General features: G+C 37.4%; 15 protein-coding genes and 1 riboswitch. Of the genes, 14 read left to right on the top strand and 1 reads right to left on the bottom strand.

Translation table 11 applies throughout. From position 1 onward, the window contains the following. The first annotated feature begins 196 nt into the window (after positions 1-196). From AC0ONG_RS23855 to AC0ONG_RS23820, 8 genes are all read left to right on the top strand, one after another. Positions 197-2,578 (top strand): 3-hydroxyacyl-CoA dehydrogenase/enoyl-CoA hydratase family protein, encoded by a 2,382-nt coding sequence (locus AC0ONG_RS23855; protein ID WP_000486370.1) that lies wholly within the window; start codon positions 197-199, stop codon positions 2,576-2,578. Positions 2,579-2,599: 21 nt separating this feature from the next. After that, positions 2,600-3,772, top strand: coding sequence for an acetyl-CoA C-acetyltransferase (locus AC0ONG_RS23850; protein ID WP_001206339.1), 1,173 nt, complete (start codon positions 2,600-2,602; stop codon positions 3,770-3,772). 386 nt (positions 3,773-4,158) lie between these two features. Then, entirely contained in the window at positions 4,159-5,943 is a 1,785-nt protein-coding gene (locus tag AC0ONG_RS23845; protein WP_000416287.1) for an acyl-CoA dehydrogenase family protein, read from the top strand. Positions 5,944-6,058: 115 nt separating this feature from the next. After that, entirely contained in the window at positions 6,059-6,778 is a 720-nt protein-coding gene (locus AC0ONG_RS23840) for an MBL fold metallo-hydrolase (protein WP_000864826.1), read from the top strand. A 113-nt stretch (positions 6,779-6,891) separates the two neighbouring features. Further along, complete coding sequence (locus AC0ONG_RS23835) at positions 6,892-7,077, top strand: hypothetical protein (RefSeq protein WP_001180555.1); 186 nt, start codon at positions 6,892-6,894, stop codon at positions 7,075-7,077. A 13-nt stretch (positions 7,078-7,090) separates the two neighbouring features. Beyond that, positions 7,091-7,339, top strand: a complete 249-nt coding sequence (locus tag AC0ONG_RS23830) for a spore coat protein (protein WP_001002987.1) — start codon at positions 7,091-7,093, stop codon at positions 7,337-7,339. Positions 7,340-7,584: 245 nt separating this feature from the next. Next, positions 7,585-8,535: an L-lactate dehydrogenase gene (locus tag AC0ONG_RS23825; RefSeq protein ID WP_000820650.1), complete on the top strand. Its 951-nt coding sequence runs from the start codon at positions 7,585-7,587 to the stop codon at positions 8,533-8,535. A gap of 22 nt (positions 8,536-8,557) precedes the next feature. Continuing rightward, entirely contained in the window at positions 8,558-9,571 is a 1,014-nt protein-coding gene (locus tag AC0ONG_RS23820) for a PTS sugar transporter subunit IIC (RefSeq protein ID WP_000666176.1), read from the top strand. Positions 9,572-9,630: 59 nt separating this feature from the next. Here the strand turns inward: AC0ONG_RS23820 and AC0ONG_RS23815 are convergent, their stop codons facing one another. Next, positions 9,631-10,278, bottom strand: a complete 648-nt coding sequence (locus AC0ONG_RS23815; protein ID WP_000713769.1) for a phosphatase PAP2 family protein — start codon at positions 10,276-10,278, stop codon at positions 9,631-9,633. Positions 10,279-10,422: 144 nt separating this feature from the next. On the opposite strand from AC0ONG_RS23815, the gene AC0ONG_RS23810 reads away from it, so the two are divergent. The 6 genes from AC0ONG_RS23810 (at position 10,423) to AC0ONG_RS23785 (ending at position 13,704) form a co-directional block, all read left to right on the top strand. Continuing rightward, positions 10,423-10,950: a hypothetical protein gene (locus AC0ONG_RS23810; protein ID WP_000826875.1), complete on the top strand. Its 528-nt coding sequence runs from the start codon at positions 10,423-10,425 to the stop codon at positions 10,948-10,950. A 410-nt stretch (positions 10,951-11,360) separates the two neighbouring features. Next, complete coding sequence (locus tag AC0ONG_RS23805; RefSeq protein ID WP_000218968.1) at positions 11,361-11,726, top strand: arsenate reductase family protein; 366 nt, start codon at positions 11,361-11,363, stop codon at positions 11,724-11,726. 41 nt (positions 11,727-11,767) lie between these two features. Then, positions 11,768-12,151, top strand: a complete 384-nt coding sequence (gcvH, locus tag AC0ONG_RS23800; RefSeq protein ID WP_000026896.1) for a glycine cleavage system protein GcvH — start codon at positions 11,768-11,770, stop codon at positions 12,149-12,151. A gap of 399 nt (positions 12,152-12,550) precedes the next feature. After that, a complete protein-coding gene (locus AC0ONG_RS23795; protein ID WP_000640870.1) occupies positions 12,551-12,895 on the top strand; it encodes a toprim domain-containing protein in 345 nt (114 codons plus the stop codon). A 3-nt stretch (positions 12,896-12,898) separates the two neighbouring features. Further along, the gene (locus AC0ONG_RS23790; RefSeq protein WP_003280640.1) at positions 12,899-13,207 is read left to right on the top strand and encodes a thioredoxin family protein; all 309 of its coding nucleotides are present in this window, start codon (positions 12,899-12,901) and stop codon (positions 13,205-13,207) included. Between the two features lie 152 nt (positions 13,208-13,359). Further along, positions 13,360-13,704, top strand: a complete 345-nt coding sequence (locus AC0ONG_RS23785; protein ID WP_001242143.1) for a hypothetical protein — start codon at positions 13,360-13,362, stop codon at positions 13,702-13,704. Between the two features lie 125 nt (positions 13,705-13,829). Continuing rightward, positions 13,830-13,937: riboswitch (SAM riboswitch) on the top strand. Positions 13,938-14,024 lie beyond the last annotated feature (87 nt).

Here is a 14,024-nt window from a genome sequence, read left to right as displayed (position 1 = left end):
GCATTTAAACAAAGAAAATACACATGTATAGCATAGCCAAATGAAAGAAAAATATTTATTTCAGAAAATTTTATCAATAAATATATTGCGAAAATTTAAACAGTATCATATATTTATTAGTAGAGGCTCACTCATTGATTGCGACTTATGTCGAAAAATTGAATGAGCATTCATTCAAGAATAGGGGGAGAATTGGATGTTCCAAATTAAAAAGGCTGCTGTTCTAGGTTCAGGCGTAATGGGTTCAGGGATTGCGGCACACTTAGCTAATATTGGTATTCCGACATTATTGCTTGATATTGTACCACCTGCGCTAACAAAAGAAGAGGAAGCGAAGGGACTTACATTAGAACATAAAAGTGTGAGAAATCGTTTTAGTAATACGGCTGTGCAAAAATTATTAAAGCAAAAACCAGCTCCTCTGACAGTGAAAGGAAATTTAGCACTGATTGAAGCAGGTAACTTAGAAGATGATCTTGAGCGTCTAGCTGATGTAGATTGGATTATTGAAGTAGTAGTTGAAAACTTAGATATTAAAAAGAAATTATTTGAAAAAGTAGACGCTGTTCGTAAACCGGGTTCTATTGTAAGCTCGAATACGTCAGGCATCTCAGTTGAAAAAATGGCAGAAGGTCGTTCAGACGACTTCCAGAAACACTTCTTAGGCACACACTTTTTTAACCCACCACGATATTTAAAACTTCTAGAGGTAATACCGACGAAAGAAACAGATCCACAAGTATTAAGCTTCATGAAACTATTTGGCGAAGACGTTCTTGGAAAAGGCGTTGTTATCGCAAAAGACACACCAAACTTTATTGGAAACCGCATCGGTACGTACGGTTTATTAGTAACTCTTCAAGAGATGATAAAACGCGGCTATAGCATTGGGGAAGTTGATTCTGTAACAGGCCCACTTATTGGTCGTCCGAAGAGCGCGACGTTCCGTACATTAGATGTTGTCGGTTTAGATACATTCGTACACGTTGCAAATAACGTATATGAAAACGTACAAGAAGAAGAGCGTGATGTATTTAAAGTACCAGCTTTCATGCATGACATGCTTGAGAAAAAATGGCTTGGAAGTAAAACGGGTCAAGGCTTCTTCTTAAAACAAGGAAAAGAAATTTTAGAATTAAATCCTGAAACGATGGAATACGAAGCGCGTAAAAAATTAAAAGCTGCATCCGTAGAGTTAAGTAAACAAGAAAAAGGATTAGCGAATAAATTGAAAGCGCTTGTATACGCGAAAGACCGTGCAGGAGAGTTGTTATGGAACATCATTACACCAACTCTTTTATACTCTGCAAAACTTCATAAAGAGATTGCTGACGATATCGTTGCAATTGACCAAGCGATGAAGTGGGGCTTCGGCTGGGAGCAAGGGCCATTTGAAGTGTGGGATGCAATTGGTGTTGAAAAATCTGTTCAAAAGATGGAAGAAAACGGCGTAGTTGTTCCTACTTGGGTGAAAGAAATGTTAGAGAAAGGTTTCACTACTTTCTACAAACATGATAACGGAGATAGCTACTATTACGATAATGGCGAATATAAGCTAATCGAGCGTAATAAAAAAGCAATTTCTCTTAAGCAATTAAAAGCGAAAAATGGTGTATTAAAGAAAAATAGCGGAGCGAGCTTAATTGATTTAGGCGACGGCATCCTTTGCTTAGAGTTCCATTCGAAGAGCAATGCAATCGGTATGGATATTACGCAAATGATTAACTACGCTGTTGATGAAGTAGAAAAGAATTATAAAGGTCTTGTTATCGGTAACCAATCGAAGAACTTCTGCGTTGGTGCGAACCTAGCAATGATCTTAATGGAAGCACAAGACGACAATTACTTTGAAATTGAGTTGGTTGTGAAAAACTTCCAAGATGCAATGACGAAAATTAAGTACTCTTCTAAGCCAGTTGTAGCAGCACCATACGGTATGACGCTTGGCGGAGGTACAGAAGTTTGCTTACCAGCAGCTAGCATTCAAGCTTCTAGTGAAACGTATATGGGCTTAGTAGAAGTTGGTGTTGGTTTAATTCCTGGCGGAGGCGGTAATAAAGAGCTATACATTAAACAATTAAATAAAATGCCAAACGGTGTAGAGTTTGACCTGCAAAAAGTTGCGAATAAAGTGTTCGAATCTGTAGCGATGGCGAAAGTTTCTACGTCAGCACAAGAAGCTGTATCGAACAACTTCTTAGGCGATAAAGACGGTATTAGTGTGAATGGTGATCACTTACTATATGATGCGAAACAGAAAGCACTTGCTTTATATGAAGCTGGCTATAAAGCACCGATTCGTAAAAAGATACCAGTTGTTGGTGAAACAGGATATGCAACTCTTGTACTTGGTGCAGAAGCAATGCATTTATCAGGTTACATTTCTGAACATGATCTTCACATTGCGAAGAAACTTGCATATGTCATTGCGGGCGGAAAAGTGCCGTACGGAACAGAAGTTGATGAGCAGTATTTATTAGATGTAGAACGTGAAGCATTTATTAGCTTAGTAAGTGAGATGAAATCACAAGCAAGAATGCAGCACATGCTTGTAAAAGGAAAGCCATTACGTAACTAATAACGAGGGGAGATATCGTTCATGAGAGAAGCTGTCATTGTTGCGGGAGCAAGAACACCAATTGGAAAAGCAAAGAGGGGTTCATTAAAAACAGTTCGTCCTGACGATCTAGGGGCGTTAGTAGTAAAGGAAACGTTAAAGCGTGCAAATTATGAAGGACCAATCGATGATTTAATTTTCGGTTGTGCGATGCCAGAAGCAGAACAAGGTTTAAATATGGCTCGTAATATCGGCGGACTAGCAGGACTTTCTTACGATGTTCCAGCTATTACAATTAACCGTTACTGTTCTTCTGGTTTACAAAGTATCGCTTACGGAGCAGAGCGCATTATGCTTGGTCACTCTGAAGCTGTATTATCAGGCGGAGCGGAATCAATGAGTTTAGTTCCAATGATGGGACACGTTGTTCGTCCGAATAGTCGCCTTGTAGAAGCAGCTCCAGAATATTATATGGGTATGGGACATACAGCAGAGCAAGTTGCTGTGAAATATGGAATTTCTCGTGAAGAGCAAGATGCATTTGCAGTAAGAAGTCATCAACGCGCTGCGAAAGCATTAGCGGCAGGTAACTTCGCTGATGAAACAGTATCTGTAGATGTGACGTTACGTACTGTTGGATCAAACAATAAACTGCAAGAAGAAACAATCATTTTCGCACAAGACGAAGGTGTGAGAGCAGAAACGTCGCTAGACATTTTAGGTAAATTACGTCCAGCATTTAACGTTCGCGGTTCTGTAACAGCTGGTAACTCTTCACAAATGAGTGACGGTGCAGCATCTGTACTATTAATGGATCGTGAAAAAGCAGTGAGCGATGGCATGAAGCCGCTTGCGAAATTCCGTTCATTTGCAGTAGCTGGCGTACCACCAGAAGTAATGGGAATCGGCCCAATCGCTGCAATTCCAAAAGCATTAAAACTAGCTGGCTTAGAGCTATCTGATATTGGCTTATTCGAACTAAATGAAGCATTCGCTTCTCAATCAATTCAAGTTATTCGTGAACTTGGTTTAGATGAAGAAAAAGTAAACGTAAACGGTGGTGCAATCGCACTTGGACATCCACTTGGCTGTACAGGAGCAAAACTAACACTATCTCTTATTCACGAAATGAAACGCCGCAACGAACAATTCGGTATCGTAACAATGTGTATCGGCGGCGGAATGGGAGCAGCGGGAGTATTTGAATTACTTTAAAAAGTGCAGGTGGCTCGTTTAGAACAGGAGGGGGATGGAGCTTCAGACGTAGAGGCGCTCTTTACCTCGTAGGAAGAAGCGAAGCCACCGAACATTCTAGCCACTGGAACTGGATTAGATAAAAAGTGCAGGTGGCTCGCTCAGAACAGGAGGGCGTTGGAAGCCCTGACGAAGAGGCGCTTTTTGCCTCACAGGAAGGGGTGAAACGACCGACTGTTCTAGCCACTGGAACTGGATTATAAAAAAAGTGCAAGCGGTTCGCTCAGAACGAGACGACGCTAAAGCAAAGAATGGAAGCAACCAAGGTTTATAAAAAATAAAATTGAGAGCCAGCTTCTTTCAAAAAGAGAGAAGCGGCTCATGAAAATATGAAGGAGGAAATTTTCATGGAAAAAACAGTAGGAAATGCGGTTAAAGGCGGTAGCTTTTTAGTTGATGAGATTACGATTGATCAAGTGTTTACGCCAGAAGATTTTTCATCTGAGCATAAAATGATTGCAAAAACGACAGAGGACTTTATCGTAAATGAAGTTCTTCCAGAGCTTGAATATTTAGAACAACATGAGTTTGATCGTTCTGTTCGTCTTTTAAAAGAAGCTGGGGAGCTTGGTTTATTAGGCGCTGACGTACCAGAAGAGTACGGCGGGATTGGTCTTGATAAAGTAAGCTCAGCGTTAATCGCAGAGAAATTCTCTCGCGCTGGCGGCTTTGCAATTACTCACGGTGCTCACGTAGGTATCGGATCGTTACCAATCGTATTATTCGGTAACGAAGAGCAAAAGAAAAAGTATTTACCATTACTTGCAACTGGTGAGAAATTAGCTGCATACGCATTAACAGAGCCAGGTTCAGGATCTGACGCATTAGGTGCAAAAACAACTGCACGTTTAAATGCAGAAGGTACACATTATGTATTAAATGGTGAAAAACAATGGATTACAAACTCTGCATTCGCTGACGTATTTATCGTGTATGCAAAAATTGATGGAGAGCACTTCTCAGCATTTATCGTAGAGAAAGAATATGCTGGCGTATCTACAAGCCCAGAAGAAAAGAAAATGGGTATTAAATGTTCTTCAACTCGTACGTTAATTTTAGAAGATGCATTAGTACCGAAAGAAAACTTACTTGGTGAAATCGGTAAAGGTCATATTATCGCTTTCAACATTTTAAATATCGGCCGTTATAAATTAGGTGTTGGTACAGTTGGATCTGCGAAACGTGCAGTAGAAATTTCAGCACAATATGCAAACCAACGTCAACAGTTCAAGCAACCAATCGCTCGCTTCCCATTAATTCAAGAGAAACTTGCGAATATGGCAGCAAAAACATATGCAGCTGAAAGCTCTGTATATCGTACAGTAGGTTTATTCGAAAGCCGCATGAGCACATTATCTGAAGAAGAAGTAAAAGACGGTAAAGCAGTAGCAGCTTCTATCGCTGAATATGCAATCGAGTGCTCTTTAAATAAAGTATTCGGTTCTGAAGTACTAGATTATACAGTAGATGAAGGTGTTCAAATTCACGGTGGTTACGGATTTATGGCAGAGTACGAGATTGAAAGAATGTACCGTGATTCTCGTATTAACCGTATTTTCGAAGGAACGAACGAAATTAATCGCCTAATCGTACCAGGTACGTTCTTACGTAAAGCGATGAAAGGTGAATTACCACTTCTTCAAAAAGCACAAAAATTACAAGAAGAGTTAATGATGATGATGCCAGAAGAAGTAGGCGATGAGCCATTAGCACTTCAAAAATATTTAGTAACTAACGCGAAGAAAATCGGCTTAATGGTAGCTGGATTAGCTGCTCAAAAATACGGTAAAGCATTAGATAAAGAGCAAGAAATTCTTGTGAATATCGCTGACATCGTAAGTAACCTATATGCAATGGAATCAGCTGTTCTTCGTACAGAAAAAGCAATTAAAACAACTGGTCTTGAAAAGAATAAACAAAAAGTGTTATACACTGAAGTATTCTGCCAAGAAGCATTCAACGAAATCGAAGCAGATGCGAAAGAAACACTTATCGCAGTTGAAAACGGCGACATGCTGCGCATGATGTTATCATCATTACGTAAATTAACTCGCCACACACCACTTAACGTAATTCCGAAGAAACGTGAAATTGCTGCGAAAATTTTAGAAGATGAGCGTTATACAGTTTAATAGATGAAAGAGAACCAGTAGCCGATTGGCTACTGGTTTTTTATTGCTGAATTCTTGAATAAAGCTGTTTTACATATGTATGTGTAAACAGCTCTTTTTTATGGAGGTAAAGAAGATGAAGGTAATAAGTGTAGGAACAGTTCATCAAATCGCATTTTTACCGCGTCTATTTCCAATTAACTGTTACTTCGTTGAAGAAGAGACAGGATTAACTTTAATTGATGCGGCTTTACCGTTTTGTGCAAAGAAGATTTTACAATCAGCTCGGAAAATAGGAAAACCGATTACGAATATCGTTATTACACATGCGCATGATGACCATGTAGGAGCGCTTGATGTTATAAAACAAGTGCTGCCGGATGTTCCGGTCTATATTTCAAAAAGAGATGCATGTTTACTTGAAGGAGATAAGGTACTGCAAGAGGGAGAACGAAATACATCAATAAAAGTGGGAGTGTCAAAACAGATAAATACGATTCCAGATATTCTTCTTCAAGAGGGAGATAAAGTTGGTTCTCTTGTAGCGATTGGAGCTCCAGGTCATACACCGGGATCAATGGCGTTTTTAGACACAAGAAATGATGCACTCATTGTTGGAGATGCATTTCAAACGAGAGGAGGATTAGCGGTAGCAGGACAGTTGAAGTGGCTTTTCCCGTTTCCTATGTTTGGTACGTGGGATGCAGAAGTTTCATTAGCAAGCGCGCAGAAATTGCTGGAGTATAAGCCGTCTTTATTGGCGACAGGACATGGGAAAATGATTGAAAATCCGTTAATACAAATGCAACGGGCGATTGAAGAAGCGGAAAGGAATTTAAGTAGAAAGAGCCTCTAATCGTTTAGAGGCTCTTTTTAGTTAAATGATTATTTAGCAGACTTTTTAATGAATACGATTTGAAAAAAACAGAATACTAAAGAAGAATGAAAGAAGAAAGGTAGGAGTATTCCATGCAAAATTTAACAGAGCTTGAAGTAGAAAACTTACGTCATTTAATTGGTGGACACGCAACAATTATTAACAAGTTGGAGCAGTATGCACAGACGTGTACAGATCCACAACTGAAACAAATGCTACAAAAAGATGCGCAAGATGCAAGAAATACGAAACAGCAATTAATGACTTTCCTAGGATAGGAGGAAGTAAAAGATGAATGAAAAAGATATGGTAAATGATTATTTAGCAGGATTAAATGCAAGTTTAACAAGTTATGCAAATTATATTGCTCAGTCTGATAATGAACAGTTACATCAAACGTTAATCCAAATTCGTAATCAAGATGAAATGCGTCAACGTAATATGTATGAGTACGCAAAGCAAAAGAGTTATTATAAACCAGCAGCACCTGCGAATCCGATGATTGTGCAGCAATTGAAAAGTCAGTTAAGTGCAGAATAATAGGATGAAAAAACGAGCGAAAATGAATTCGCTCGTTTTATTTTTTGTATGTCAATAAATACATAATAAATATTTTTCCAGTTGTAACAAATATGACGAAAATGGAATATAACAATTCATAAAAAGGACAAAAACTTTGTTCGATATTTCACAAAGTATCCATGGTTTCTATCGTGGGAACCTCTATAATTAAGAATGTAAAGAACAAAAGAAATAGATTATATGATCAATTAGGAGAGATTGCTATGAAAAGACATACAAGAAAAATTGCAATTATCGGTACTGGATTAGTTGGATCAAGTTGTGCGTATTCCATTGTAAATCAAGGGATTTGCGAAGAGCTATTATTAATTGATATAAATCATGAACGTGCAGTTGGGGAAGCAATGGATTTATCACATTGCATTAACTTTACAAATACAAGAACAAAAGTATATGCAGGAAGCTATGAAGACTGCAAAGATATGGACATTGTCATTATTACAGCAGGACCAGCACCAAAACCAGGGCAAAGTCGCTTAGATACTTTAGGAGCGAGTGCGAAGATTATGGAAAGTGTTGTTGGTGGCGTAATGGAAAGTGGATTTGATGGTATTTTCTTACTTGCATCGAACCCAGTTGATATTATTACATATGAAGTTTGGAAATTATCTGGATTACCTAGAAATCGCGTAATCGGTACTGGTACATCACTAGATTCTTCTCGCTTAAGAACAATTTTATCTGAAATGCTACATGTAGACCCTCGTAGTATTCATGGGTATTCATTAGGAGAACATGGTGATTCTCAAATGGTTGCTTGGTCTCACGTAACTGTTGGTGGAAAGCCAATTCTGCAAATTTTAGAAGAACAAAAAGAACGATTTGGTGAAATAGATTTAGATGAAATCGTTGAGAAGACTGCAAAAGCCGGATGGGAAATTTATAAACGTAAAGGAACTACTTATTACGGAATCGGAAATTCTCTAGCATATATTGCAAGCTCAATCTTTAATGATGATCACCGTGTCATTGCTGTATCAGCCATTTTAGATGGTGAGTATGGTGAATATGATATTTGTACAGGAGTACCAGCTATTATTACTAGAGACGGTATAAGAGAAGTTGTAGAACTCAATTTAACAGAGGATGAAGAATCTCGATTCGCAAAATCAAACGATATTTTACGTGATTATATGAAAACAATTGGTTACTAACTTATAGAAGAAGGTGAAACAAATGAAGGAATATATAATGTCTCGTGTATTTAAAGCATCTGCTGGAATCGCACAAGGTATTTTCGTATCCCTCGGAATTGGTTTACTGATCGAAAATATAGGAAGAATTGTTGATATACCATTACTTATTACAATCGGAGTTGTTGCAAAATCACTTATGGCACCAGCAATTGGTGCCGGAATTGCTTTTATGCTCGGTGCAAATGGCCTTGTAATCTTCTCGGCTATGGTGGCTGGAGCAATTGGTGCCGGATCCATTTCAATTACTGAAGCAGGTCTAATTATTAAAACAGGTGAGCCAATCGGTGCTTTATTAACAGCAACTTTAGCTGTATATATTGGTAAACGTTTAAGCGGAAAAACTGCGTTAGATATGATGCTCGTTCCATTTGCGGCAATATTAGGTTCTGGTTTAGTAGGTATTTGGTTATCTCATAATATTACTCCTGTTTTAAATACAGTTGGAGCATTTATTAAAGATAGCTCAGCTGGTAGCCCGTTTATCGCTTCTATCGTCATTGCAGTAGTTTGGGGATTATTACTTATCTCTCCAGCTTCATCAGCTGCGTTAGCGATCGCACTTAGCTTAGACGGTGTTGCAGGTGGTGCTGCTCTTGCAGGCTGCGTTGCTCAGTTTATCGGATTCTCTGTTATCTCAGCGAAAGAAAACAATTTAGGTGGCATATTAGCTCAAGCACTTTGTACTCCGAAAGTACAGTTACCAAATATCACTAAAAATCCAATGATTCTCGTCCCAACTGTCGTCGCCAGTGCTATAGTTGGTCCAGTATCCGCATTAATTTTCCAACTGGAAGCAGGAAAGGAAATTGCAGGTCTTGGATTAAGTTCTCTTATCGCACCAATTAATTTAATTTCTAGCGAAGGATGGGAAGTTGTCCCAGCGATGGTAATCACTTATATCATCATTCCAGTAGCTGTTTCTTATATACTTTACATTGCTCTTAAAAAAGCAGGTCGTATTCACTCTGGTGATATGACTGTACCGCAATCTTAAATTGAAAATCTCCTTAATAATAGATAAAAGCAGACTGAGCCACAGTCCGCTTTTTTATGTTACATTTTATGATTTTGTTTTACTGGAACTTTTATTGGTTCTTTTGCTAATAAGAGCTGAACTCCGAAGTATAGTATGCTTGCAAGTGTCATTCCAGAAACGGCATCTAAAAAGGCATGCTGCTTCGTAAATAGCGTTGATAAAATAATAAGTGTACCGAAGAAAGTAAGGATGTAATATTCAAAAGCATGTTGTTCTCTACGCTTAAAGGCAGCTAACATAATTACAAATGTAGTAAGAACGTGAATGCTAGGGAAACAGTTTACCGGTTGATCGATACTATAAATATAGCGAACTAGTTCAGAAAATACATCTGTTCCAACGACAGTCGGACGCGGTACAGTTGTTTGCCAAAAATAATAAATAGAAAAACAAGCAAGCTTTCCAAAAATAACACTACTTAAAGTGACATAATATTGCTTTCGGTCAGCGAAGCAGTAATAAATAAGTGCGCCGTATAAGTATGGAAACCAAAGTAAATAAGGAATAATAAATGCTTTTACAAATGGAATCCAATCATCTACTACAGTTGTAACGTCTACTGCGTGAACAGTCGATTTATTTAATACGTCGTAAAGGGGACTTACGAGTACGAGTAGAAGTATATAACTTAACGGAAGAAAAGATGAAAGTTTAAATTTCTTCATGTTGATCTCCTATGTTTAGTAATGTAAGTAAATTCAATTGATTATAATATAGAAACGTGAATTGGGCTATCGATTTTACTTACATTTTCTTGAATTAACCTTACGTTTTTGTCACTTGACTAAAAAGAAGGGGGAGGGTGCTAAATGAAGCGTTTATCGTATTTCTTATTTTTTATATTGATATGCCTAGTCGGTGCTGGGTGTGCAAAGGATAAAGAAGGAGAGAAATTAGAATATAACGGAAGAGCACTCGTAATTGGAGTTGTTGGAGAAAAGCCGAAAGATACGTTTAGGAATGTAAAGTTTGAGGAAATGAAGTTAGAGGCACTGGAAAAGAAATCTAAGGAAGTGGATGGTTTTCTAATAATGAAAGATCACTTTCAAGAAGCCTCAACAGAGCAGTATAAAAATGTATTTTCATCGCTAAAGAAACCAGTATTTTTTATCGGTTTACAAGATAAATTATATTCAATTTTTATTACAAAAGGGATAGAGTATAACAGTGCACGAAAAGATGTAAATGCGATGTATACGCAAGGTTTTGCGAATATCGGAAGTGGTGAAGGGCAACAATGGGCAATTGGTTTATCAAATGGTGGAAACACAGAAGAAAGTATTCATAATATGTATATCGTAGTATTTCAAACAATTGCAGATTATTTGAATAGATGATGAAGGAGCCTGCAAAAGAGGCTTCTTATTTTTTAAATAAACGTTTGTTTAAGCTGTATGTTCGGTAGGAAGAAACCGATGTAACTTAAGGGTTAAGAAAGAAAAATGGAGAATTAATCAAACGTTTGTTTAAGCTGTATGTTCGGTAGAAAGAAACTCATGTAGTTCAAAGGTTAACGAAGAAAAATGGAGAATTAATCAAACGCTTGTTTAAGATATATGTTTGGTGCAGAATCTAAAAAATTTATATATTTATTTTTTTCTTAACAAATGGCGGAAAAATAAGAAAAATTCGCAGGATTATTAAAAATTATCACGAAATAAGTAAAAGTTTAGCGAATAATGGTTTGAAATAATAAAACGTTTTCTATATGATAAAGGTAAAGGTTAGTAAAAAAGTAGGTGAATTTATGACAGTAACATTTTATTCATATCCAAAGTGTGGCACATGTCAAAAGGCAAAGAAATGGTTTGAGGCAAACGATGTAGCATATGAGATGATTCATATTGTTGAAAATCCACCATCAAAAGAAGATTTACGTAATTTACATGAAAAAAGTGAATTACCATTAAAAAAATTCTTTAATACAAGTGGAATGCGTTACCGTGAACTTGGTCTGAAAGATAAGTTGAAAGATGCAAGCGAAGACGAAATGTACGAGCTTTTAGCATCTGATGGCATGTTGATTAAACGTCCAATTGTAACAGATGGAACGAATGTAACACTTGGTTTTAACGAAGAGCAGTTTGAAAGTGTGTGGAAAAAGTACCAATAAGGTATTTTTACATAATTAATACATTCACTGGAGGTACAGTCATGAGCATTCCAAATAATTTACGTTACTCTGAAGAACACGAATGGGTAAAAACTGAAGGTAATGAAGTTGTTATCGGTATCACTCACTTTGCACAAGGTGAGCTAGGCGATATCGTATTCGTTGAACTTCCTGAAGTAGGTGCAACAATCGAAGCTGACGAGCCATTCGGAAGCGTAGAATCTGTTAAAACAGTTTCTGAGTTATACGCACCTGTAAGCGGTAAAGTTGTAGCAGTAAACGAAGAATTAAGTGACCAACCAGAACTTGTTAACGAATCTCCATACGAGGGTGCATGGATGGTTAAAGTTGAACTTTCTGATGCAAGCCAAGTTGAGAAGTTATTAACTGCAGAAAAATATGCAGAAATGACAAACCAAGACTAATTATAGTCGACTAAAGGACAGCCTTTGTGCTGTCCTTTTTTATTTTATGTAAAATAATGAATGTAGAATCATATACTAATTATCGTGTAGGAGAACGTTTTTTGAAAAAAATTTTCGTTTAATCTTTATGCAGGTTTAGCCGTTTTTGCTTTTCATGCCTAAACAGTCGATGCCGCTTTTCTTTATTGTCCATCTCCAGCGGCTAGCCCTTCATGTCTAAGAACCTTCCGCACGAGAAGACAAAAAGCGTCTTCTGTACGGAAGAACCTTAGCCAACAGGGCTAAACAGTCGGTTTCGCTTTTCTTTTGCAAAAATAAACAGGAAACAACATGAAAATAACGAATATACTATATACTAAGTTCAAGGTTATATAGTATATGGTGATCGGGTGATGACATATGATTTATGTAGAAAAAGTCATTATTGTAGAAGGTACATCAGATAGAAGAAAGATTGAATCTATTATTCGTGAACCGGTGGAAATTGTTTGTACAAATGGTACAATTGGTTTATCGAAAATGGATGAGCTCGTTGATCAGTTTTTTGATAAGGAAGTGTATGTGCTAGTAGATGCTGATGATGCTGGAGAAAAGTTAAGGAAACAATTTCGAAAAGAATTTCCGCAAGCCGAGCATATCTATATTGATCGCTCATACCGAGAAGTGGCAACTGCGCCATCTACACACTTAGCAAATGTATTATGGGGAGCCGACATTGACGTTTATACAGAATATTTACGGTAAGGAATGATAGAAGTGATTGATTGGACAGGAGCCGAAGCTACATCCCTAATAGAGAACGAAGAAAAAACAGTGTTATATGTATATACTCCAATGTGTGGAACATGCCAATTAGCAAAAAAGATGTTAACAGTCGTTGAGATGACAATTGAAGAGTTGAAAATTGGGATGTTAGATTTAAATTATGCTCCACATTTAGCAAAAGAGTATGGGATTGAAAGTGTACCTTGTTTACTTGTTTTTGAAAATGGGACACTGATGAAGAAGATATACGCATTTCATTCGGTTGAATATTTATATACGGAATTAAAGTAGGCGGCAAAATTTTTGCCGCCTCGACATATTTCTTGGGAAATATGTCGAGATGCAGGATGGATACAGTATTTGTCGAGCGAAAATAACAGGATTGCTCTTTAGTGAGAGGGAATGGTATGTAATAGAAAGTGATATGAAGGATGTGATTTAGGGTGAGATTATATTCTTTGCTTCAATCATTTGTAAATTACGCTAATGGTCAATATCATTTAGAGCCGCTTTTAAGACGAGAGGAAAAAACTGTTAATTTCCGTTTGGGAGATGAAAGTTGTTCGTTACAAATTTCAAGAGATTATATAGAGCTGGTACATGAGGAAAGAGGAACGGAACAAATCATTTGCTTAGACGAAAAGGATATAGAACAATTGGTTAATGGAAATGTACGATTGCAAATGTTAATGAACGATGGACGTGTACAATATTCGGGAACGTATCGAACGATGCTATTAGTCGAATCGATGTTTCATATATGTAAACCGATGTCAGTAGGTGCTTAAAATTCTGAAGGTTCATTTTTTGCGAAAATTTCTGTTGACATGGTGTTTGGATATTGATACAATTCAATTCATAAAATATAGACAATTTCATAAATTACAAATCAGACGAAAATTGAATCTGATTTCTCTTATCAAGAGAGGTGGAGGGACTGTGCCCTGTGAAGCCCGGCAACCGTCAACTTATGTTGAAATGGTGCCAATTCCTGCAAAGCAAATGCTTTGAGAGATGAGAGAGAGGGATAATGTTGTTATATACGCACATAAACCTTTCTGCTTCTCTAAAGCAGAAAGGTTTTTTTATTGTTTGAATGTGGAGGACA

The sequence above is a fragment of the Bacillus sp. TCT6 genome, assembly GCF_056033845.1.
This window is presented reverse-complemented; position numbering and strand designations above follow the sequence as displayed.